General features: G+C 65.5%; 18 protein-coding genes. 5 read left to right on the forward strand and 13 right to left on the reverse strand.

Translation table 11 applies throughout. From position 1 onward, the window contains the following. Positions 1 to 123: 123 nt before the first annotated feature. Complete coding sequence (gene mobA / locus EPL01_RS07780; RefSeq protein WP_135824698.1) at positions 124 to 780, forward strand: molybdenum cofactor guanylyltransferase; 657 nt, start codon at positions 124 to 126, stop codon at positions 778 to 780. Between the two features lie 267 nt (positions 781 to 1047). Here the strand turns inward: mobA and yqeC are convergent, their stop codons facing one another. Further along, positions 1048 to 1791: a selenium cofactor biosynthesis protein YqeC gene (gene yqeC, locus EPL01_RS07785; RefSeq protein ID WP_135824699.1), complete on the reverse strand. Its 744-nt coding sequence runs from the start codon at positions 1789 to 1791 to the stop codon at positions 1048 to 1050. A 60-nt stretch (positions 1792 to 1851) separates the two neighbouring features. Here yqeC and EPL01_RS07790 point away from each other — a divergent pair, with 60 nt between their 5' ends. Beyond that, complete coding sequence (locus EPL01_RS07790) at positions 1852 to 2223, forward strand: Ig-like domain-containing protein (protein WP_135824700.1); 372 nt, start codon at positions 1852 to 1854, stop codon at positions 2221 to 2223. A 47-nt stretch (positions 2224 to 2270) separates the two neighbouring features. Further along, on the forward strand, positions 2271 to 3731 hold the full coding sequence (locus EPL01_RS07795; RefSeq protein ID WP_246045645.1) for an arylsulfotransferase family protein: 1461 nt from the start codon (positions 2271 to 2273) through the stop codon (positions 3729 to 3731). Between the two features lie 15 nt (positions 3732 to 3746). On the opposite strand, the gene EPL01_RS07800 is transcribed toward EPL01_RS07795, so the two are convergent. The 6 genes from EPL01_RS07800 to EPL01_RS07825 all read right to left on the reverse strand — a co-directional run bounded on the left by EPL01_RS07800 (position 3747) and on the right by EPL01_RS07825 (position 9909). After that, complete coding sequence (locus EPL01_RS07800) at positions 3747 to 4568, reverse strand: MBL fold metallo-hydrolase (protein ID WP_135824702.1); 822 nt, start codon at positions 4566 to 4568, stop codon at positions 3747 to 3749. Positions 4569 to 4666: 98 nt separating this feature from the next. Continuing rightward, positions 4667 to 4915 (reverse strand): type II toxin-antitoxin system HicA family toxin, encoded by a 249-nt coding sequence (locus tag EPL01_RS07805; protein WP_135824703.1) that lies wholly within the window; start codon positions 4913 to 4915, stop codon positions 4667 to 4669. 9 nt (positions 4916 to 4924) lie between these two features. After that, positions 4925 to 5200 carry a type II toxin-antitoxin system HicB family antitoxin gene (locus tag EPL01_RS07810; RefSeq protein WP_135824704.1) on the reverse strand — a complete coding sequence of 92 codons (276 nt, stop codon included), beginning with the start codon at positions 5198 to 5200 and terminating at the stop codon, positions 4925 to 4927. 403 nt (positions 5201 to 5603) lie between these two features. Beyond that, a complete protein-coding gene (locus tag EPL01_RS07815) occupies positions 5604 to 6467 on the reverse strand; it encodes an SDR family oxidoreductase (protein WP_135824705.1) in 864 nt (287 codons plus the stop codon). A 178-nt stretch (positions 6468 to 6645) separates the two neighbouring features. Next, a complete protein-coding gene (locus EPL01_RS07820; protein WP_135824706.1) occupies positions 6646 to 8037 on the reverse strand; it encodes an ATP-binding protein in 1392 nt (463 codons plus the stop codon). Positions 8038 to 8121: 84 nt separating this feature from the next. Beyond that, positions 8122 to 9909: a flippase activity-associated protein Agl23 gene (locus tag EPL01_RS07825; RefSeq protein WP_135824707.1), complete on the reverse strand. Its 1788-nt coding sequence runs from the start codon at positions 9907 to 9909 to the stop codon at positions 8122 to 8124. Between the two features lie 739 nt (positions 9910 to 10648). Here EPL01_RS07825 and EPL01_RS07830 point away from each other — a divergent pair. Then, positions 10649 to 11797, forward strand: a complete 1149-nt coding sequence (locus EPL01_RS07830) for a thiolase family protein (RefSeq protein ID WP_135824708.1) — start codon at positions 10649 to 10651, stop codon at positions 11795 to 11797. A gap of 98 nt (positions 11798 to 11895) precedes the next feature. On the opposite strand, the gene EPL01_RS22590 is transcribed toward EPL01_RS07830, so the two are convergent. The 4 genes from EPL01_RS22590 to EPL01_RS07850 all read right to left on the reverse strand — a co-directional run bounded on the left by EPL01_RS22590 (position 11896) and on the right by EPL01_RS07850 (position 16524). Continuing rightward, complete coding sequence (locus tag EPL01_RS22590) at positions 11896 to 12126, reverse strand: type II toxin-antitoxin system RelE family toxin (RefSeq protein WP_210424111.1); 231 nt, start codon at positions 12124 to 12126, stop codon at positions 11896 to 11898. A gap of 110 nt (positions 12127 to 12236) precedes the next feature. Continuing rightward, positions 12237 to 12509: a ribbon-helix-helix domain-containing protein gene (locus EPL01_RS07840; RefSeq protein WP_135824709.1), complete on the reverse strand. Its 273-nt coding sequence runs from the start codon at positions 12507 to 12509 to the stop codon at positions 12237 to 12239. Between the two features lie 117 nt (positions 12510 to 12626). Continuing rightward, positions 12627 to 14312: an aldehyde ferredoxin oxidoreductase family protein gene (locus EPL01_RS07845; protein ID WP_135824710.1), complete on the reverse strand. Its 1686-nt coding sequence runs from the start codon at positions 14310 to 14312 to the stop codon at positions 12627 to 12629. A gap of 340 nt (positions 14313 to 14652) precedes the next feature. After that, entirely contained in the window at positions 14653 to 16524 is a 1872-nt protein-coding gene (locus EPL01_RS07850) for a cation:proton antiporter domain-containing protein (RefSeq protein WP_135824711.1), read from the reverse strand. 142 nt (positions 16525 to 16666) lie between these two features. Between EPL01_RS07850 and EPL01_RS07855 the strand changes: the two genes are divergently transcribed. Further along, positions 16667 to 18949: an N-6 DNA methylase gene (locus EPL01_RS07855; RefSeq protein ID WP_135824712.1), complete on the forward strand. Its 2283-nt coding sequence runs from the start codon at positions 16667 to 16669 to the stop codon at positions 18947 to 18949. Here the strand turns inward: EPL01_RS07855 and EPL01_RS07860 are convergent, their stop codons facing one another. Continuing rightward, positions 18950 to 20932, reverse strand: coding sequence for an AMP-dependent synthetase/ligase (locus EPL01_RS07860; protein ID WP_135824713.1), 1983 nt, complete (start codon positions 20930 to 20932; stop codon positions 18950 to 18952). A 63-nt stretch (positions 20933 to 20995) separates the two neighbouring features. Then, positions 20996 to 22255, reverse strand: coding sequence for a Gfo/Idh/MocA family protein (locus EPL01_RS07865; RefSeq protein WP_135824714.1), 1260 nt, complete (start codon positions 22253 to 22255; stop codon positions 20996 to 20998). Positions 22256 to 22283 lie beyond the last annotated feature (28 nt).

Consider the following 22283-nt stretch of genomic DNA (forward strand, 5'->3'; position numbering starts at 1 on the left):
CGCCCACAGATAGATATTCAATTGTTTAGAAAATATCCTGATTATTAGGGGCGTAGATAGTCATGTCCCCTCGCCTGTCAATCCGCCCCGGAGTATTTCACGCTGGCCGGTGAACGCCGGGACGTGCCAGCGGCAGTCGTCCTCGCGGGCGGTCGCTCGACGCGGTTCGGCGAGGAGGACAAGGCAGTCGCCGACCTCGCGGGCGTCCCGATGATTCGCCGGGTGGCCGACCGCCTCTCGTCGGTCGTGGACGTGCTGGTGGTCAACTGCCGGGCCGACCAGCGCGCCGCTATCGCGGACGCGCTCTCGGGCTACGACCGCCCGGTCCGGTTCGCAATCGACGCCGACCCCGACGAGGGACCGATGGCGGGTATTCGGACCGGTCTCCGCGAAGTCGAGGCCACTGATTCCGAGTACGCCTTCGTCGCGGCCTGCGACATGCCCTTCCTCGACGCCGACCTCGTCGCGCACCTCTTCGAGTCCGCCCGGAGTCCGAGCGAGGTCGCGGGAACCGACGACGCCACAGGGGCCTACGACGCCGCTGTCCCGCGACCCACCGAGTGGTTCGAGACCACTCACGCGGTCTACCGCGCGGGACCGATGGCCGACGCCTGCGACGGGGCGCTGGCGGCGGGCGAGCGCAAAATCATCGCCCCCCTCTTCGAGTTGGACTTCGTCGCGGTCGGCGAGGAGGACCTCGACGAGTTCGATACGGATAGTTTCGAGAGCGTCGATACGCCGGAGGAGTTCGCGGCGGCCGAAGAGCGTCTGGGAGGGTGATTTCGGGAGTTCTCAGATACGAGTCCCAACCACGGACTTCGCTCGGTGGACCGAACAACCGCCTTGGCGGACTGAAAGGGCGACCGCCGGAAGTCAACCCGCGTCTTCCGAGGTGTTGCAAATCAAAGATTTGCCACATCACGAAAATCTCCGATTTTCGAAGACTGCACTCGCTACGCTCGCGCAGCCCTCGCGCGGTTCGGCGCGCTCACGCGAGAGCGCGCCAGCACGCGCCGGGTGGATTTCTCAGTCGGAGCGACCTCTGGCTCACGCCATCACCTCCACAACCGGGTCGTCGGCGACCATCCGGGCCAGCACGACGCGGGCCACCGAGTCGGGAGCGCGGGCCAGCACCTCCTCGGCGATTTCGCGGCCTACAGACTCCAAGCCGGGCGAATCGACCATGTTCACGACCGGAATCACCGTCGCGCCCTCGGGAACGTCCTTCAGACCGCCCTCGTCGCTGGCGAGGACCGCGGCCACGTCCTCGGCGCGAATCTCGTCTCCTCGCTCGCACCCCGCCACCCCGGCCACGCGCTCCGGCCGATGGACGCGCTCCGCCGAGAGGAGTTCGCCGACGATGCGGGCGCTGGCGACGGGAATCACGGTGTCGGCGCTGGCCGGAATCTGCGGTTCGCGCTCGTTCGGAGCCTTGAGCCACCGAGTCCGCGCGCCGTCGGCCTTCACGAGGACGGGGCCGTCGTGGACCTCGGCGAGCGCGGCCACCGTCCCGGGGTCGTAGCCCCGGTAGCGGTCCGCTCGCTCGCGCTCCGGCACCAGACCGGCCGGGAAGCCCTCGACCGCGTCGAGGGCGGCCACGGGGTCCTCGGTGACACGGACCTCCTCGACCTCGGCGTCGAAAACCGGGATGCGGACCGTCGCCGTGACGACGGCATCTGAGAGTCCGCCAGCCAGCGCGTAGAGGGTCGTCTTCTTCCCGCCAGCGCCGACCACGCAGGTCAGGCCGGACTCGGCGTCGAGGGCTTCGGCGAGCGGGACGGGCGAGGTCATGCCGACCGAGTACGCCGACCGGACACAAAGTATTCACGTCGGAAATGCTACCATCCGAGCGTGCATCGCCGCCGCGCCCTCCGCGTCGTCGCCCTCGGAGCGTCTGCCAGCCTCGCAGGCTGTTTCGGCATGGCCCACCGGACCCCGCCCGAGGAGGGCGAACTGACGGTCCGGAACATGGACGACGAACCCCACGAGGTCGCCCTGACGCTCTCGGACGGCGACGAAACCGTGCTGGAGGAGAGCTACGACCTCGACGCGGATCGGTCGAGTCCGAAGGCCATCGTCGAGCCAGCGACCTACGACCTGTCGGTGACCCTCGACGGCGGCCGGACCGAGCAGTTCGAGTGGGACGTGACGAGTTGCCGGAGCATCGGCTCCGTCCAGATTTGGGACGGCGGCGAGATTCGCTTCGAGACCAGTAATTGCTGAGTCGACAACCAGTAGTTAAAAACCGGACAACCTCGATACCAGAATCCATGCGAACGTCCGCCCGGCGGCCACTCGCCGCCACGGTAGCGCTTTTGTGTTGCCTCTCGATGATGACTCCCGTCGTCGCCACGCCCGGCGGAGTTGGGTCCACCGACTCGGTTACGGCCCAAGACGGCGCGTCGAACCCCTGCGTGGGGAACATCACCCAGCCCGCGAACGGGACCACGGTCATCAGCGTGCAAGGGTTCAAGTTCGGCGAGGGCGGCGGGAAGCGCCCCGCCAAACTCGTCGGCGTCGGCCCGAGCGGCGAGGTCGAGTGGGTCCACCAGAGCGCCGAGAAGTACGGCGTGGTCTGGGGCTACGACGTTGACCCGATGGACAACGGGAACATCTTCGTCACAGCCACCCTGAAGAACCACCGGACGCTGGTCTACGAGTTCAATCCCGAGACGCAGGAGCGCGTCTGGTCGAAGACCTTCGACCTCGGGGACACCCACGACGCCGACCTCATCAACAACGGGTCCGAGATTCTGCTGGCGAACATGCGCAACTACAACGCTACTGCCGAGCGCAACGACGACCGCATCTTCGTCTACAACCGCACGACCGACCGAATCGAGTGGGAGTGGCGCTTCGACGACCACTACGACCCCGAAAATCTGGAGGAGAACTACACCGACGACTGGACCCACGTCAACGACGTGGACAAAATCGGCGAGGGTCTCTATCTGGCCTCGCCCCGGAACTTCGACCAAGCCATCGTGGTCAATCGCTCCACGAACGAAATCGTCATGAAACTCGGCGAGGACGGCGAGAAGGACATTCTCGCCGAACAGCACAATCCCGACTACCTCGAAAGCGAGAACGGGACGCCGACCCTCATCGTCGGCGACAGCGAGAACGACCGCATCGTGGAGTACGCGAATCCCGACGGTGACCTGACCGACGGCGACGGCTGGCAGCTGACGTGGACCCTGAAGGGTGACCTCGACTGGCCCCGCGACGCCGACCGCCTGCCCAGCGGGAACACGCTGGTCACCGACTCCGCGAACAACCGCGTGATGGAAGTGACGCCGAAAGGCGAGGTCGTCTGGGAGTTCTACGCCCCGTGGCTGGTCTACGACGCGGCCCGCATCCCGGCGGGCGAACACGGCGGCCCGACCGCGACCGACATGAACGCCACCGGCACCTACCGGATGCAGGGCGACACGGACGTTCACAGGAACGAGACGCGACTGAACGCGTGCCACCAGCGCCTCGAAAACATCAGCGGCCTCGCCGACGGTGAGACGATGTCGGGGACCACCGCCGCGGGCGAGGGCGGAGAGCGAGACACCGCGACCAGCGAGGGCGCGATGAACGACGAGACGAGCGGCGACTCGACCGACCAGACCGGCGCGGACGACCAGACCGGCGAACCAGCCGACCCGACCGGCGTCCCCGGATTCGGACCGGTCGCGGCGCTCGCGGCGCTGGCCGTCGCGCTCGGAATCGCCCGGCGTCGATAAGAGACCGTTCTCTTTTCAGAGGCTGTACTGCTCACCATCGACCGCGAGCGGCTCCTCGAAGGCCTCGTCGGCGGGGTAGAAGTGCGCGACGTGAACCAGCCGCGTCCGGTCGGCGTCGAGTTCGTCGGCGAGCGCGAGCGCCCCCTCTCTGGTCATGTGCTTGGTGCCGAACGTCCGGGGGACGCCGTCTGCGTGGTGGTCGCCGCCGAGCGGGTGGTGTTCGCAGAGGTCCGCCGGGACGATGGCGTCGGCCAGCAGGAGGTCCGCGTCGGCCAGAACCTCGCGGCTCTCGTCGGGAATCGCGTAGTTGGTGTCGCCGGTCAGCGCGAGCTTCGCGCCGGTCTCGGGGTCCTCGACGGCGACGCCGTAGCACAGCATCGGCGGGTGTTCGACCGGGACGAGCGTGACTTCGAGGCCGCAGACCTCGAAGGGTTCGAGGGGCGCGCGGTCGTGGACCGTCACCCGGTCTAAGTAGTCGTACTTCGAGCGAATCGTGTCGGCGACGCTCTCGTCGGTCAAGGGGTCGGTCTCGTTCGCGGCGTGGACCGGCAGGTCGTCGAACAGTCGGTAGGCGTTACCGAGACCGTCGAGATGGTCGAAGTGGATGTGGGTGATAAGGGCCTCGTCGGGGAGGCCGACCTCGTGAGTCAGGAACTGGTGGCGGAAGTCGGGGCTGGCGTCGATGAGGAGGGCCTCGCCGGTGCGCTCGTTGCGGACGTGGACCGAGAACCGCGAGCGCTCGACGCCTCGGCGGCGGGCCTCCTCGCAGGTCTCACAGTCGCAGTCCGGCGTGGGCGTCCCGGTGGTATCCCCGGTGCCGAGCAACGTAATCTGCATTTGCCGGGAGTAGTCGCTTGGGGTACAAAGGTCTCTAGGAGGTGGCCAGCGCATCGTGACCGACGTAAGAAGAACGATTTTCGTTCGAGTCGCCGGACTTATCGGGTTTGATCGATCCACCGACACCACTTGTCGAAACCGTTTGCCCCACATTGTTCGGCGATGCTCCGTAGCGTACCGATTCTTATTCGGTCGTGCATTGGAACACTCACGATGCGTACGTCGTCGGTACGTGCCGGATGTTCGTATCGAAGTTTCACGTGGCTTCCCGTTCGGTCAACGATGCGAACCCGGTTCTTAGTGAGTGCTTTGATAATATCCCGGCCGGAAAAATCAGTCGGCGGCATTCGCACTACTTATTGCATGAAGTCGGGAAGCTCAGAAGATTCCTCACGCGAGTCCGCGACTTCGTCGGGGTCGATTCCCATTTCTTCGAGTGCCTCGCGCTCCTCGTCCCACGAGTCGATAGAATCTCCGCTTTTGTCCGCGTGAAGCGCGAGTGCCTCGTCGAGATTTTCTAACGCCTTCTCACGAGTTGGTCCTTGGGAGGCGACACCAGTCTCGGTATCCTTCGCTACCCACCAGTCGTCTTCTTTCGTGAGCGTAATCGTGGGTTCGGTGCCGGGACCCATCGTATCCGGGATACGAGAGAGAGGATTATAACGTTGCGGGACAAGACCTCTCGCAACGTCTGTCGCGGCCTGTAACTACTGACTTCTCGTCTCCTCGGACAAGAGGGCACGCTTGGGTGAAGCCATCGAGTAGTTCTGAAACAGAGTACGAGCAAGCGGTTAATTAATGTGACTATTTAGTCTTAGTAGGTTATACAGACGCAATATTTTAAGGCGTCGAGAGATAAAATGCGAGCGGGCTTGCGTGGAGTCATCCACGCTTTTGCTGGCGAACTATGAAGGAAGAGCCAACGTCTTATCTCTTTAGGCAATCTCTACAATTCTTTCGCAAATATACTCAATTGTTATCGGGACCTCACACCAGCGAACGCACGGCCCACCCACCTTCGACGCCCGACGCCGCCTACCGTCGGAAGCAGTCGGCGCAGTCTGAGACAAACTCCCGAAAACCCCGCGGTTCTCGACCCAGCACTCGCTCGGCGTCGTCGCTGACCCGCCCGGACAGTCCGAGGCGCGTGACGGTGTAGAGGACGACCATCACGGCAATCATCGGGTAGGGCACGCCCCGAGAGCGCATCCGGCGCGCGAACCGGAGAATCGAGGGGTTCGGGTACGAGACGGGGCGGTCGAGCGCGTCGCTGAACGCCTCGGCGACCTCGTCGCAGTCGAGGGCCTCGGGACCGGTCACGTCGTACGCGCGGTTCTCGTGACCCGGTTCGGTGAGCGCGGCGACCCCGACGGCGGCCACGTCGCGGGCGTCCACGAATCCCATCTCGCCGCCGCCCGCGGGGACGAAAATCTCGTCGTGTTCGACCACGTCGGGGCGGTGAATCTCGCTGAAGTTCTGCATGAAGTTGGCGGCCCGGAGGAAGGTGTAGGCCACGCCAGCACCTTCGAGGTGGCGCTCCATCCGGTAGTGGGGGAGTAAGGGGTTCTTGCCCGCGCCGAGAACCGAGAGGTAGACGACGTGGCGAACGCCGACCCGCGCCGCGGCGTCCGCGAACTCCCGCAGTCGGTCGACGCCGACGTTCGGGGGGCGCACCAGAAACAGGCGGTCCACGTCCTCGAGGGCAGACCCCCACGTCTCGGGGCGCTCGAAGTCGAACTCGACGGTCTCGGAGTCGTCACCCTCTGCATTCGCATCCGTCCGTGAGGGGTTTCGGGTGGCGATTCGGACTCGGACCGAGGTCTCGGCCTCGCGGAGTTGGTCGGCGACCGCAGAGCCGACGGTGCCGGTTGCGCCGGTCACCAGCACGAGGTCGGTCACGTTGCCCCTCCGCCGAGAGTTGCTCCCCCGCTGCGAGTCAGGACGCGCCGGGGGAGTGTGCGCCCACTCCCTGAGGACGTTTCGGTTGCGGTGGTCATTCTTCCGACCGTACACACGCCCATCGACATTTTGTAAGCCACACTCGGACACCGCGGAAGGAAAATCAAGGGGAAGACGCTTAGTGGTCGTGGCCGTGCCCGCCGTCGGCACTCGCGTCGGACCCCGAAATGTCACCACCGGCCACGAGCGCGTCGTGGTCGCCCTCTATCATGTCTAAATCCTTGAGGTTGTCACGCTCCTCGAAGTCCTCGATGGCGTCCACGAAGTCCTCCTGCGTGAGCGCGGTGCGCTCCTCGGTCAGGGCGTCGAGGACGGCCTCGCGCAGGACCATCCGGAGGTCGCTCCCGGTCAGACCCTCGGTCTCCTCGGCCAACTCGTCGGGGTCGAAGTCCACGATGTCCATCGGTCGGGTGATGAGCCGGAGGATGTCGGCGCGCATCTGGACGTCCGGCTTGGGGAAGTTGACGATCTCGTCGAAGCGCCGCCACGCCGCGGCGTCGAGCTGGTCGGGGTGGTTTGTCGCGCCGATGAGGAGCACGTCGTCCTGAATCAGGCTGATGTTGTCGATGGACTTCAGCAGGGTGTTGACCGCGCGCTTGATGGCGGCGTGCTCGTCGCTGGCGCGGGTCTTGGCGACGAAGTCGAACTCGTCCATGAAGAGGATACAGGGCGAGAGGCGCTTGGCGACCTCGAAGACCTTCTCGACGTTCTTGGCGGTCTCGCCGAGGTACTGGCTGGTGATCATCGAGAGCTTGACCTCCACGAACGGCAGGTCGAGGTCGTAGGCCAGCGCCCGAGCGGTCGAGGTCTTGCCGGTCCCCGGCGGCCCGACGAACAGGAGCTTGCCGATTTCCCGCAGGCCGATTTGGGCCAGATACTCCCGATGCTCGATTGCCTTGACGATTTTGTGAATCTCGGCCTCCTGGTCCTCGGTCAGCACGAGGTCGTCCAGCGTGGTCTCGATCTCCTCGGGCGCTCGGATGTCCACGAGGTCGAGCATCTCCTCTTCCTCCTCGTCGGCGAAATACTGGGCGAGGAGCCCGTCGATCCACGCCCGGTCGGCCTGTACCGGCCGGTTAGCGTCTCGGGCCGCCTCGTAGTCTGCGCCATCGACCTCGTCCTCGTAGGCGTAGGCCAGCACGGGATTGTGGATAACTCGCTGTTCGCCCCGGTCCAAGAACCACTCCTCGGCCATGTCCTGCTGGGTGAGTTCCAGCGACCCCGAGAACTCGTCGCGGTCCGTGAACATCAGCCCGGAGATGGCACTCCAGGGGTTCTCGACCCCGGTCGCCCGGCGTGCGGTCTCGATGGTCGGCCGAATCGGGCGCTCGATTCCCAGCGGCGAGTCGTCGCTGCCGGGTCGGTCCGGTCCCGTCGATTCGGCCGCCCCGTCGGGCCAGAACACCTGGCGGTAGCGCGGGGGAAGGTCGTTCTCGTCTAACGCTCTGTTGTCGTTGTAGAGGCTCGCGGTGAGCAGAAACTCGACGACGTCCAGTGCCGCGTCGCTCATTCCCGGGAGTTTTGACGCTAAAGGTGCTTAAGCGCGTCGAAGCCGTCGTCGGAATCGGACCGCCGAAATCGGATGGTGGTGAAGCTATCCCTCGGTCGCGTCCGTATCGACGTAGACGACCGCGCTACTGATGACACAGCCGCTGTCGTGGAGGTAGCGCTGGACCTCGTGGCGCTCGTAACCGTCCATGTACTCGTCGATGTCCTCGGCGTTGTCGTAGTCCTTCGAGCAGGACCCGGAGTCGCCGAGCGCGATGACGACCGGGGGCTTGTCGTCGCCCTTCAGCAGTTCGGCCTGCTTGACGCTGTCAGTCTCCGCGCCGTAGGTCTCCATGTACCACGCGAACGGTAGGCGGGCGAACCAGCCGTTTCCGGCAGGGGGGGCCGCGTGCGACGAGGAGTCCGAGGCGTAGAGGTTGTCGCCGTCGAAGTCGGGGTCGTCGCCGTAGTACATCACGTCGATGCCCTCGTTGGATTGGACCACCTCCCGAACCTCGCCGAGCAGGGGTTTCATCTCCGAGGAGGACTGGGCGTACTGGACGAGTTCGTTCTCCTCGCTCTGGGGGTCGAGGTACGAGGTTCCGACCGCGGTCGCGCCGACCTGCCCGACCACGACCAGCAGGACCAGCGCCGCGGCGGTCGCCGAGATGGCGTCGCCCTCCGAGACGCTTTCGAGGCCGAGTCGGGCCACGAGCGCGAGGCCGACCGCGGCCGGAACCACCAGCGGGACGATGATGTGGATGACCTCCCACGGGAAGGGGTTGTCCACGATGACGGGATAGCCCGCGATGCTGGCGATGCCCCAGTAGCCCGCGAACGCCACCGCGTCGCGGGGTCGCTCGCCGGTGTAGCGGTCCACGACGAAGCCGAGGACGGCGAACGCGAACAGCACGATTGCGGCCTCTTGAACCACGGGCCAGAGCGCCTTCGCGGTCGAGAGGTACGACTCCTCGTTGCCGCCGCCCCACTGGCCGACGAACTTGTCCCACGACCCGAAGGTGGCCTCGTGAGCGACCGCAGGGAGCAGGGTCGGGTCGCCCAGCGCCTCGTAGAGACCGGGCGTGTCGGTGTTGAGGCGGTCGGTGTTTCGGGGCGCGTAGAAGAAAATCACGATGGCGAAAAAGAGGAACACCGACGCCGAGAGGTGTTCGGCCCACTCCCAGACGCCGACCGCGGTGGTCTTGACGCGCTCGGTGGCGACCGTCAGCAGGCCGCGCTCTCCGGCGCGCTCGACGAACAGGCGGTGGTCCCACAGCAGGACCGCGGCCCCGGCCCAGCAGACCGGGTAGACCAGCGCGTTCTCCTTGGTGGTGAACGCCAGCGCGAAGGTGGCGGTCCCGGCGTAGAGGAAGAGCGGTCGGCGGTCGTCGTAGGCCCGGACGAAGAAGCCGAACGCGACCAGCATCAGGCCCGCCAGCAGGACGTCGTTGCGGTAGAACCGCGAGTAGTAGAGCAGGACGGGGTTGAACGCCAGCAGGAGCGCCATCGCCACGACTTCCGAGTCCCGCAGGCGCTGGCGGAACAGGAGCGCCGCGAGGGGGAACAGGCCGCCGATGAGCGCGACGATGAACCGCATCGTGAAGTCCGAGGCCCCGAAGACGCTGAACAGGTGGCCGTCCACGATAGTCAGGAAGGGTCCGTGGACGATGGGCCGGTACTCGTAGGCTCCGTTCTCCATGAAGCGGTAGGCCCAGTAGGCGACCCGGGCCTCGTCCTGATGGGCGACCCGGTGGCCGAGTTGGACGAATCGGGCCACGAGCGCGACCAGCGTGACCCCGAGGACGACTAGCTGGGTCCGCGAGGCGTAGCCGGTCAGCGTCTCGCGTGCGTCGGCGGTCGAACGCGACGAGGAGGTCTCAGTTTTCGATGCCATGTGTCGGCGAGCGATGGAGGTGAGTCGGTCTGCGGGCGACGCGGGCGGCGGAAATCATTATCAAACTATTGCTGCGGGTTCGGACAAATAGTTTCTGGACCGACGCGTCGATGCTCGGCTTACGTATCGAGTCACGAAATCGGCGAGGTGGGGAAATCTGAGGTACCGACGAAAGCCTAGAAAGTTTTCACGCTCGTCACCGCAGGAGCAAACTTGACCGCAATGTCCTCGAAAGCCCTCGCGCGGTTCGCGGTCGCCCTTTCAGTCCACCAGGGAGGGTGGTTGGTTCACCGGTCGAATCGGGTCGGTGGATGCGCTACTGTCGAAGCCGCCATTCGGCTGTGTGATGGCGCGACGCTCTCGTGCGTCGCGCCGCGCGAGGGAGTCGGCCGCCTTGCGCGGCCGACGAGGGTGGGGAGGCGTGAGGTTCGCGGTTGCGGGGCGGTGCTGTGCGGTAGACTCCTCAGTTTCGGCAATAGCTAGCTTCTCCTCGACTTCCGCATTCGTTCCCTGCCGGTGGAATACATATCGCTCATTTCGGTTCATCGGCTCGTCCGTCTCGACCGTAGACCGACAAACGGCCACGCGACTCGTCCGACTACGGGAAAGCAACCAGAACAAGCCCTAAAGAAATTTTTTGGTTTCTTTAGAAAACAAAAATTTATACCTCGCGGAAACTCCCCGCCACGGGACGCGAGTTCTACCGTCATTTAAGAGCATAGAGGCACGACAAGAGAGTATGGGAGACGACACCACTCCAGTCATCGCCAAGGCCATCCGAACGCCGCAGGGCAAGCAGGACGGCGTGTTCGCCGACACCCGGAGCGAAGACCTCTCGATTCCGCTCGTAGACACCATCCTCGAGGAGACCGGCCTCACCAGCGACCACGTGGACGACCTCATGTGGGGCGTCGCACAACAGCGCGACGAGCAGGACAACAACGTGGCGCGCGTCATCGCGCTCCTCTCCGATTTGGGCGAGGAGGTCCCCGCCGCGTCGATTAACCGCTGGTGCGCCTCCTCGATGCAGGCGCTGATGAGCGCGAGCGACGCCATCCGGGCGGGCCAGCGCGAGGTCATCATCGCGGGCGGCGTCGAGAACATGTCCCGCGTCCCGATGGGCGGCGGCTATCAGGGCCGGTCCATCCACCCGCGAATGAGCGAGGAGTACAACCTCCCCGGCCTCCAGATGGGGATGACCGCCGAGAAGGTCGCCGAGGAGTACGAGGTCAGCCGCGAGGCCCAAGACGAGTACGCCGCTCGGAGCCACCAGCGCGCCGCCGAGGCCACCGAGTCCGGGCGCTTCGACGACGAAATCGTCCCCATCGAAACCGACGAGGGCGTCGTCGAGGAGGACGAGGGAATCCGCCCCGACACCGACGTCGAGACGCTGTCGGGGCTCCCCTCGGTGTTCGTCGGCGACGGCACGGTCACGGCGGGTAACTCCTCGCAAATCGCGGACGGCGCGTCCGCCACGCTCGTCACCAGCAAGGCGTTCGCCGAGGACCACGGCCTCGAAATCATGGCCCACGTCGGCGACAACAACGTCGTCGGCGTGGACCCCAGCGTGATGGGCATCGGCCCGGTCCCGGCGACCAAGGGCCTGCTGGAGCGCACGGGCGAGTCCATCGAGGACTTCGACCTCGTGGAACTCAACGAGGCGTTCGCCAGCCAGACCGTCTACGCCAAGAACGAACTCGGCGTGCCGGACGAGAAGTTCAACGTCAACGGCGGCGCAATCGCCATCGGCCACCCGCTCGGTGCCTCCGGCGCGCGCCTGCCAGTGACGCTCGTCCACGAGATGCAGAAGCGCGACGCCGAGAAGGGCCTCGCCACGCTCTGCGTCGGGTTCGGACAGGGTGGAGCGATTACCTTCGAGCGGAAGTAAAGCGTCGGTCTGATTGCGGTCTTTTCATCGACGTTTTGCAAGCGAGGAATGGCGCGGCGCTTCGCGCCGCGAACGGCGAAGCCGTGAGTGAAAACCGTCTACTCACGCCACGTTCCCCACACCTCTCGAAGGCCCGAAAGTTCCCGATAATCGTGCTTTCGTCTCAAGACAGTAACGACATAGATGGTCTCGTGTGCAACCTCCCAATCGACGATAACCCGAAAGTCACCGACGCGAAGCTTGTAGCCGGGGAAGTTTGTGAGCGAATCGAGGAAGTGGTCCGGAAAGTCAGCGACTTCTTCGAGTTTGGAGATGATTCGCTCACCGATTCGCTGTCCAACTCGCTAAGTTCTTCAAGGGCGGTCTCTGTTATTTCGACTGTTGTAGTCATTATTGACTACGCGCAGTCGGAGGTGTTTAAATTACTCGTCTTTCGACACTATTCATCGAGGCCGAGTCGCTCTTTGGCCTCGTCCAAACTCACCGTTCGACCCTGCTCTACGTCCTCGACACCTTCGGCAAGTTGTCGGAGTGCGTCGGCTGTGAGCATAGGGTTCGTCGCGTCGCGGAGGACGTCGCGGATGAACTCCGACCGATTTGGATAGCCCTCCTCGCGCCACATACGGTCTATCTCTTCTTTCCGCTGTTTTGTGACCTTCACGTCGAGTTTGACCATTTCGGGCGAGCCATTCCCGTCAGTATCCGTACTCATCTCACGTCAGTGGTACAGGCGTCTCACGCAAAAGCGTTTCGGGGACCGAACAACGAGCGAGTCGAGACGACCAGAATATCTGCGAACGGGATTATGGCTCGGAAATGGAGCGGAGAATCAGTCGTCTGCACTCACCGCACCGGACCCACCGACTTGACTATCAGGAACGGTCCCGTCGTCGTTCCACCCGCGAACAGCATAGTACTCGTCAAGGGCCTCCTCGAAGCCCGGCAAGTCATACGGAAGACGGTCGGCGTCTCGCGCGATTCCCCGCTGGTTGTTGAAGTGGCGTTCGAGTTCCACCACGCGGTTCCCGACCGCGAGGAGGTCCTCGAAGTCGGCGTCGAAGAGCATCTCGTAGCGGTCGGGACTCATGAAGTCCCGCGAGAACTTGCAGACGATACCGGCGTCGTTGAGCGCCATCAGGTTCTCGCGCTCGACCAATCGCTCGGGCTTGCCCTCCAGACCGGTAGGTTCCATGGCCTCGTCCTTGCCGACGAGGGGGTACTCGACCGAGTAGAAGGTGGCGTACATGTGGTCCGCGCCGCGGTTGGCGACGGCGTAGGAGAGACCCTGCCCGTGGAGGACCCGGCCCTCGTGGGCGGCGAAGTCCATGCCCTTGACCGTCCAGTTCTCGACGCCCAGTTCCTCGTGGGCGCGGTCGATGCCCTCCGCCAGCAGGTCGCCGACGCCCTCTCGGTGGGCGATTTTCTCCACGAGGTCCAAGATTAGCTCCTCGTCGCCGAATCGGTCCTCGCTTGCGAGGTACGCCGAGACCGTGTTCCCGGCCGAGATGGTGTCGAGGCCGTAGCGGTCGCACAACTCGTTGGACTGCATCACGTCCACGATGTCGTCGATGCCCGCGTTCGAGCCGAACGCCATCGCGGTCTCGAACTCCGGCCCCTCGGTCTCGACGCCGCGCTCGTCGTCCCTGGTCGGGAGTTTGCAGGCGAACGCGCAGGCCGAGCAGGTGCCCTTCTTGTACTTCTTCTCGGCGACCGAGTCGCCGTTGATGCCCTCAGCGCCCTCGAAGGACTGCTCGGAGAAGTAGTAGGAGGGCAGGCCGTCCATCTCGTTGGCGAGGTCCATCACGGCGACGGTGCCCTGCTCTTTCATGATGTGGTCGGTCGTGGCGGCCTCGCGGTGAATCTCCATCTGGTCGGCGGGAATCTCGATGTCGGGCCGCGAGTCGCCCTCGAAGGTGACGGCCTTGACGTTCTTCGCCCCGAGGACCGCGCCGAGACCGCCCCGACCGAACGCGCGCTCCTCGGTCGTCATGACGGAGGCGAACCGGACCTCGTTCTCGCCCGCCGGGCCGATGCAGGCGACGTGTTCGGCGTCGAGGTCCCACTCCTCGGCGACGTACTCGCAGGTCTCGGGCACCGTGGCCCCTTCGAGGTCCGGGACCTCCTCGAACTCGACGCCCTCGTCGCTGACGCGGACGACCAGCAGGTCGTCGCTCGCGCCGGTAAGCTCGACCGCGCTGTAGCCGGTGTAGGCGAAGTGCCGGGACATGAATCCGCCCGCGTTCGACGAGAGGAGACCGCCGGTCAGCGGCGAGACGCCGGTCGCGTTCGTCCGCCCGGTGAAACTCATCTGGGAGACCTGCAACGGGCCGGTGGTGAAAAACAGGCTGTTGTCCGGCCCGAGCGGGTCTGCGTCGAACGGGATGCGGTCGTGAGCCAACTTCGTGCCGACGCCCCGACCGCCGACGAACGATTCGAGGACGCTATCGACGCTCTCGGTCCGCGTCTCGCGCTCGCCGACGTCGACGGTCAGGAGCGGTCCTTCGGCGTGTCTCATGTCCGGTAATTGGTCGGAGCGGACAATAAAACGGTGAGGTTCGGTGTTCCACTCGAAGAAAGTACTCTAATTATTTGAGATGTTATTAGCTGTCTTTAACAATTGTGTAGGATTTCGGTGGGTGAATCACGTCGTCTTGAACGCCGTATCCCCGCATTCGTGACACTCCTCGACCAACGGCTCCAGCGTTTTGGCGTCGGGGTCGCTTTCCGACTCGGTGGCGCTCTCGCGTTCGGACTCGGGTCCGCTCGCGCTTCTGAATTCGTCTCCGGCCGTATTTTCGCCTCCGTCGGCGGTGGTGCCGTCCCCTGCGTCGGCGGTCGCACCTTCGTCCTCGTCGTCAGGCCTCCTGGGGGTGACACCGGTCGATGGCCTCCCAGACGGACTCCTTGCGGCCGAGGAAGGTGATGTGGTCGCCGTGTTGGAGGGTGAAGCCCTCGCTGGGCACCTCGCTCTCGCCCTCCCGGCCGACGAGTGCGATGAGCACGCCGTTCGGGAGTTCGTCGTCGAGTTCCGAGATGGTCTTGCCGACGAGGTCGTCGGCGGTGACCTCTATCTCCTGAACGTCGCCCGACCGGCCGAGTTCCGTCATCCAGTCCGACAGCGCCGGACGCTCGATGACGTTGTCGATGGCCCACGCGGTCGCCGACGAGGCGTCGATGGTCTTCACGCCGAGGTCCTCGAACGCGTCGACGTTGTCGGGGTTGTTGGCCCGCGCGATGACGGTCTCGGCGTCGAACTTCGAGTTCGACAGTTGGGCCACGAGCAGATTCGCGTCGTCGTCGCCGGTCGCGGCGACGATTATCTTCGCGTTGTTCGCGCCCGCGCTCCGGAGGACTTCGGTGTCGGTGCCGTCCCCGTGATGGACGGTGAAGTCCTCGGCGCGAGCGAGCTGTACCATCTCTTGGTCTTTCTCGATGATGACCACGTTCTCGCCACGATCTTCGAGGCGTTCGGCGAGCGAACGGCCCACCTTCCCGCCTCCAACGATGATTACACGCATAGGTATCACGTCCAAGTATTCCGCGATGTGTCGGGCGAATCCGCCTTCGAAAACGACCGTCGCCAAGATGACGAGGAAGACGGTCCCGACGAGGACGTTCGCGGTCTGGTCCAGTCCTTGGTTCTGGAGTTGGACCGCGAACAGGGTCGCAACTGACGCGGGGATGATACCCCGCGGTCCGACAGCGCTCATGAAGATGCGCTCGTTGAAAGTGTAACGGTCGCCGGTCGTCGAGACGAGGACGCCCAGCGGCCGGATGAGCAGCGCCACCGCCACGACGACGACGAGGCCCCCGAGACCCAACTGGAGCAGATTCTGGAACTCCAGCAGGGCCGCCAGCGCGATGAACACGAACGAGAGCACCAGCAGGGTGATGTCGCCCTTGAACGCCGCGATGTCCTCCTCGTAGGGGAGGTCAGCGTTGCCGAGGACGATGCCAGCGGTTGCGACCGCCGCAATTCCCGCCTCGGCGGCGAGGGTGTTGGCGCTCCCGAACGCGACCAGCGCACCCGCCAGCGTGATGAGCCGAGCGTTCTGCGGGGCGTTGGTCGGCGAGAGGTCCACGTATCTGAGCAGATACCAGACGATGCCAGCGACGACGAGGCCCGCGAGGACGCCGATGCCGAGCCGTCGGGCGAAGTCGGCGACGACCTTGTTGACGGTCGGGTTCTCGAGGACGACCACCTCGAACGTCACGACCGCCAGAATCGCGGCGGTCACGTCGTTGACGACCCCCTCGGTTTCGAGCGCGATCTCGACCCGGTCGCGGGCCGGGACAACTTCGAGGATGGGCGTGATGACCGTCGGCCCGGTGGCAACTAGTAGCGACCCGACGAGCATCGCCACGTCCCAGCCGACGCCGAGCGCGAACCGGACGACGGCCGCGGTGCCGACGAGCGCGATGACGGCACCGACGGTCACGAGTTTGAGCGTCGCCGAGGGCGCTTCCCGAAGTTTCTCGATGGTGAGGTGGAACGCCCCCTCGAAGACGATGATGGCGACCGAGAGGCCGACGATGGCCGACAGCGCGCCGCCGAACGCCTCGGGGGTGACTATCCGCAACCCCTCCGGCCCGATGATAATACCAGCGATGATGAGAAACAGCACGCTGGGCACCTGAAAACGGTCGGCTAAGACCTGCGCTCCGACACCGAGACCGATGATTGCGGCGACGATCGGGACCAGTTGTGCGCCACCTTCGGCTGCCACTATCTGTAACCTCCTATCAGTGTAAAGTGGCGAAGGACGTTTAAAAGGGTCGGTAGCGGCCGGAGAGTGGGTTTGCGTGTATTAATCGGGGAAGACCGAACCGCCATTTAAATAACCCGACCGACCAACCGTAGCAACCACGATGAACGACGACGGGACGTTCGGGCGTCAGCGCGGCGAGGGCGGCGGATTCGACGCGGCCCTCGTCACCGAGCAGTTGGGCCGCGAGAGCGCGACCTACGAGGCCTACACCGACGCGGCCCGCGACCTGCTGGCGACCGACCGGGAGTTCCGGGCCGCCCGCGAGACGTGGGAGACCTTCTTCGAGACCAGCCACGGCGACGTGTTCGCCGACGTGGCGGTCGAAAACCCCCGAACTCGGCTGTTCGTTGACGCGCTCTACTACGACTTCGTGGTGGACCGCCTCGTCGCGCTCTGCGAGCGCGAGTTCGACTTCGCGCTCGCAAACCGGGAGTCCCGGGCGAACACCGACGCGCTGTCGGTCGAGTTCGGCGCGTTGCACTCCCGCGTGGCGAGCGCCGGAGACATCGCCGACCCGCTCCCCGACGAACTCGGCGCGGACGCTCTCCGAGACGCCGACACCGAGTTTCTGCGGACCCTCTACGAGAGCGTCGTCTCGCGAGAACTCCGACTCGCGCTCGGCGAGTACTACACGCCCCGCGGCGTCGCCGAACTCGCCGTGGACGCGCTCGACGTGGCGAACTCCCGCGTGGCGGCCCCCGAGAACGCGACCTTCCTCGACCCCGGATGCGGGTCCGGGGTCTTCCTCGCGGTCTGCATCGACGAGAAGATTTCCGCGATGCAGGGCGCAGCTTCTCCCGAGGAAATCGTGGACGCCGTGACCTCCTCGGTGGTCGGCATCGACCTCAACCCGGTCGCGGTCAAGAGCGCGAAACTGAACTACCTGCTGTCGCTTCTACCCGTCCTCGAAGACGCCGACCTCGACAGCGTCGAACTCCCGGTCTTCCTCACCGACGCCCTCGGACTGGCCCACGACGGCCCCATCTCGTTCGCGGGCGAAGCCTTCGAGCCGACCGCCGACTACCTCGTCGGGAACCCGCCGTGGATTCCGTGGAGTCGCCTCTCGGAGACCACGAAGCGGCGCTGGCGCGAGACCTACGCCGACGAGGAGGACCTCGATTTGCTCCCCCACGAGGGGCTGGACTCCCGGCTCGGCCACGCCAACGACGACATCTCGCTCCCCTACGTCTGGGTCTGCATCGACCGCTATCTGACCGAGGAGGGCGGCGCGAGTTTCGTCCTCAAGCGCGACGTGACCAAGGGTCCGGCGGGGAGACTCCTCCGGACGCTCCGAGTCGGCGACCGACCGCTCGCGCTCGACCGAATCCACGACTTCAACAAACTCCGGCCCTTCGGCGAGCAGGTCGGCGCGAACGCCGCGATTTACGCGCTCCGGGCCGACGCCGACCACTCCTTTCCGGTCGATGGGACCTCGTGGACCGAGCGCGCCGAGTCGCCCGGTGACTCCGGTCCCGACCCGACCCCCGACTTCGCCACCGCCGAGGAGATGCGCGAGACCCTCGCCACCGAGGAGGTCGGCGTCGTCCCGGTGGACGAGGAGGACACCGAGTCGGCGTGGATACGCGCCGACGCCGAGCGCGCCGCCCTCGGCGAGTGTGCCCACCAAATCCGCCACGGGGTGAAAGACGACGCCCAAGACGTGTTCTCGATTTCCCGCGAGGAGGTGGGTGACCTCGAACCGGACCTGATTTACCCCTACCTCAAGTCGCGCCACGTCGTCAAGTACGGCCTCTTCGGCCACGAACTCCGGCTGGTTCCCCTCCGGAAGGCCAACGAGGACAACGAGGCGGAACTCCGCGAGCAGTACCCCGAGACGTATCAATACCTCAGAACCCACCGCGAGGCGCTCGAAAATCGGTCCTCGTCGTGGCTGGAGAAGGGGCCGTTCTACAACGTCTTCGGTCTCGGCGAGTACACGTGGCGCGACTACAAGGTAGTCTGGTGCCGACTCGGGTTCAAGCCCCACTTCGCGGTCGTCTCGACCGTCGAGGACGACGACGTGGGCGAGAAGCAAGTCGTGCCGGGAGACCACTTCATGTTCGTCGGCACCGATTCGGAGGCCGAGGCCCACTTCCTCTGCGCCCTGCTCAACTCGGCGGTCTACCAGCGGTCGCTCGACGGCGTGGCCTCCGAGGGGAAGGCCAGCCTCTCGAAGACGGTGGTCTCGCGCCTCGACCTCCCCGAGTGGGAGGGCACCGAGGTCCAGCGCCGACTCGCCGACCTCTCGATGGCGGCCCACGAAATCGTGCCCGAATACACCGACACCTCCAAGCGAGCGTACAACAAGCGGACGATTCCCGAGCTGGAGGCGGTACAGGCCGAAATCGACAGTCTCGTGGAGAATCTTGTCGCCGAAGCGTAACTACGCGGTCTCGTACTCCCGCTCGTAAATCTCGTCGATTTGGTCGGCGAACCGCTCCAGGATGTTGCGGCGCTTCTTCTTCATCGTCGGGGTCAGCAGGTCGTTGTCCTCGGTGAACTCCTCGCCGACGACGCGGTACTGCTTGATCTGCTCGTGGGACTCGAATCGCTGGTTGACCGCCTCGACCTCCTCGTCTATCCACGCCTTCACGCGGTCGTCTCGGGCGAGTTCCCGGTCGTCGTCGGGCAGGTCGATGCCCTTCTGGTCGGCCCGGTGGCGGACCTCGTCGAAGTTCGGGACCACGAGCGCGGAGACGAACTTGTGGCCGTCGCCGACCACCATGACCTGCTCGATGATGTCGCAGGGCGCGAAGGCGTCCTCGATGGGGCCGGGCGCGACGTTCTTCCCTGTCGAGAGGACCAGCAGTTCCTTGGCGCGCTCCTCGAAGGCGATGTAGCCGTCGGGCCGGAGTTCCACGATGTCGCCGGTTCGGAACCAGCGCTCGCCGTCGTCCTCGGTGAACGCCCGGTCGGTCGCGTCGGGCATCTCCCAGTAGCCGTCGGTCACTTGGGGTCCCCGCACGAGGAGTTCGCCGACTTCGCCCTCGGCGTCGTCGAAGATTTCCTGCGAGACGGTCGAGGAATCGACTTTCACCGCCGCGTCGGTGACCGGCGGGCCGATAGTGCCGACTTTCGGCTCCTCGGGCGGGTTGACCGAGATGACCGGCGAGGTCTCGGTCAGGCCGTAGCCCTCCAGAATCGGCAGGCCCATCCCGTGATAGAGCGCGCAGAGGTCCGCCGAGAGGCTTCCGCCGCCCGAGATGAGGAAGTCGATGTTGCCCCCGAGCCCCTTCCGGACCTTCCGGAAGACGAGTTTGTCGGCGACGGCGCGCTTGGCCCGGAGCGCGAGGCCGGGACTCTCGGCCTCGAAGTACTCGCGGCCGACCTCGGTCGCCCACTCGAACAGGCGCTCCGAGAAGTCCGAGGACTCGGCCTGCTCGCGGATGGCGTCGTACATTCGCTCGTAGACTCGCGGGACGCTGGTCCCCGTGGTTGGTTGGACCTGCTGGAAGTCCTCCTGAATCGTCTCGGGATTTTCGGCGTAGGCCACGGTCGCGCCCGCCGCGAACATCAGGAAGTGGCCCGCGAGTCGCTCGAAGACGTGGGCGAGGGGCAGGAAGGAGACGGTACTGGACTCCTCGCTGATGGTCGGCAAGTCGCCCTTGTCGGGCCGGGGACCGAACCGCTTGTAGCACTGGTTGACGTTCGACCGGAAGTTCCAGTGGGTCAGTCTGACGCCCTTGGGCTGGCCGGTCGTACCCGAGGTGTAGATGAGCGTGGCCAAGTCGTCGGGGTCGCGGGCGTCGAGCCACGACTCGTACTCCTCGCGGTCGAAGGCCTCGCTGCCGCGCTCGTAGAGGTCGCCGAGGGTCAGGACCTCGAAGTCGGCGTCCGCTGCGGTCTCATCCCCTTCTCCTGCGATTTCGTCCATCACGACCGCGAATTCGAGGTCCAGCGAGTCTTGGACCGACACCACGCGGTCGAGCAACTCGGCGTTCTCCACGACCACGCCGTCAGCGTCGGGGTCGCCCAGCAGGTACTCGACTTGGTTGGGCGAGGACCCGCGGTACACGGTCGTCACGACCGCTCCCGCCGCCAGCAGGCCGAAGTCGGATTGGGCCCACTCCATCCGGGTGTCGGCGAAGATACCCACGCGGTCGTCGGCCTCGACGCCCAACTCGCGGAACCCGGTCGCCAGCGACCGGACGATATCGCGCATCTCGGCGTAGGACAGCGACCGGAACTGGCCGTCCGCCGCCGCGGCGAACGCCGACCCCGCCAGCGACCGGTCGTAGACGCCGCCCTTGTACTGCTGGGCCGGACGGTTCTCGTGTCGGGACGCGCTCTCCTCGAACAGTCGCGCCATCGTGGACCGACCGACCACCTCGTCTTCGTACGCTCGTTCGGCGTCACGCCATTCCATACCATCCCATCAGAACCCCGAACCATTAAGCTACTCCCGAACTTCCGGGGCGTTCAACCGCGTTTATTCGGTCTCGCCCGGGGAAGTTATCTCCTCGCGGGTGACCTCCCGTCCGAGGTCTGCCGAACGATAGATGCCCTCGATGATGGCCATCGACTCCAGCGCGAGGTCGGCGGTCGGCAGCGGAGCTTTGTGCCCGGCCAGCGACTCGACCCAGTGGTAGAGGGGGTCGGGCCAGAGATTCACCTCGTACGCCTGCTCGCCGCGCTCGCCGTCGAGGTACTGCTGGCGGAAGAGGTACTCTTCGAGGTCCGCACTCGCTCGCATCTCCACGTCGCCGACCGTCGAGAAGTACTCGAAGGGGTCGAGGCGGACCCCGCCCGCGGTGCCGACCACGGCGCTCGACTCGTCGTCTAAGTAGCGCGACCAACTCGTCCGGACCGTGAGGACCGACCCGTCCTCGAAGGTGACGAAGGCCGCCGCCACGTCCTCCACGTCGTAGCCAGACGCTTCGAGGCGCTCGGCGTACTCGGGGTCGGCGGCCGCGGCGACTCGCTCGGGCACGGTCTGGAAGGTTTCGCCGCGGACGCGCTCGACGGTGGGGGGTCCCGCGGACGAGGAGTCGTCGGCAGGCGAATCGCCGGACGAATCCATCAGGTAGAGAAGCTGTCCGATGGTGTAGCTCCCCAAATCGAGGACGACCCCGCCGCCCGCGGCGTCCTCGCGGACGAACGCCGGGGAGCCGTAGCCGTCGACGTAGGGCGTCCCGCGGCGGCGCGCGCCGAGTCTGACCTCCTCGGGATTGCCGTCTCCGGCGAAGGCGAACCCCGGCGACCGGGCCGCGAGGCCGTGGTAAATCTCGCCGAGTTCGCCCGCGTCGGCGAGTGCTTTGGCGGCCCGCGCGTCCTTGGTATAGAGGAGCTGGTTCTGGACCGCGAGTCGGTTGCCGGTCCGGTCGGCGGCGTCGGCCATCCGGCGCGCGTCGGCGTAGCTGTCGGCCATCGGCTTCTCGCAGAAGACGTGAACCCCGGCCTCCAGCGCGTCCACCGCGATGTCGGCGTGGAGCGTCGCGTGGACGCAGACGTTCACGGCGTCCAACTCGGCGGCGTCGAGCATCTCGGCGTGGGTCGGGTAGCTCTCGGCGCGGTACTCCTCGGCGAGCGCTTGGGCCTTCGGTTCGTCTACGTCGGCGACCGCCGCGATTTCCGCGCCGGGAATCCGGTCGTAGCGCGCCGCGTGGTTCCGACCGCGGTTGCCAGCGCCCACGAGGCCGATTTTGACTGGTTCGGTAACGTTCGCGTCGGTGGTTGTTTCCGTACCCATCAGGAGTAGGAAACCCGACAACGCCCCG

It is taken from the genome of Halorussus ruber (assembly GCF_004765785.1).
GTDB lineage: Archaea > Halobacteriota > Halobacteria > Halobacteriales > Haladaptataceae > Halorussus > Halorussus ruber.

Coding starts and splice junctions, on each gene's coding strand:
- EPL01_RS07865 (WP_135824714.1), bottom strand. CDS start 22,255: ATGGGTACGGAAACAACCACCGACGCGAACGTTACCGAACCAGTCAAA.
- EPL01_RS07845 (WP_135824710.1), bottom strand. CDS start 14,312: ATGAGACACGCCGAAGGACCGCTCCTGACCGTCGACGTCGGCGAGCGC.
- EPL01_RS07840 (WP_135824709.1), bottom strand. CDS start 12,509: ATGAGTACGGATACTGACGGGAATGGCTCGCCCGAAATGGTCAAACTC.
- EPL01_RS07825 (WP_135824707.1), bottom strand. CDS start 9,909: ATGGCATCGAAAACTGAGACCTCCTCGTCGCGTTCGACCGCCGACGCA.
- EPL01_RS07860 (WP_135824713.1), bottom strand. CDS start 20,932: ATGGAATGGCGTGACGCCGAACGAGCGTACGAAGACGAGGTGGTCGGT.
- EPL01_RS07795 (WP_246045645.1), top strand. CDS start 2,271: ATGCGAACGTCCGCCCGGCGGCCACTCGCCGCCACGGTAGCGCTTTTG.
- EPL01_RS07800 (WP_135824702.1), bottom strand. CDS start 4,568: ATGCAGATTACGTTGCTCGGCACCGGGGATACCACCGGGACGCCCACG.
- EPL01_RS07820 (WP_135824706.1), bottom strand. CDS start 8,037: ATGAGCGACGCGGCACTGGACGTCGTCGAGTTTCTGCTCACCGCGAGC.
- EPL01_RS07810 (WP_135824704.1), bottom strand. CDS start 5,200: ATGGGTCCCGGCACCGAACCCACGATTACGCTCACGAAAGAAGACGAC.
- EPL01_RS07830 (WP_135824708.1), top strand. CDS start 10,649: ATGGGAGACGACACCACTCCAGTCATCGCCAAGGCCATCCGAACGCCG.
- yqeC (WP_135824699.1), bottom strand. CDS start 1,791: ATGACCTCGCCCGTCCCGCTCGCCGAAGCCCTCGACGCCGAGTCCGGC.
- EPL01_RS07855 (WP_135824712.1), top strand. CDS start 16,667: ATGAACGACGACGGGACGTTCGGGCGTCAGCGCGGCGAGGGCGGCGGA.
- EPL01_RS07805 (WP_135824703.1), bottom strand. CDS start 4,915: ATGCCGCCGACTGATTTTTCCGGCCGGGATATTATCAAAGCACTCACT.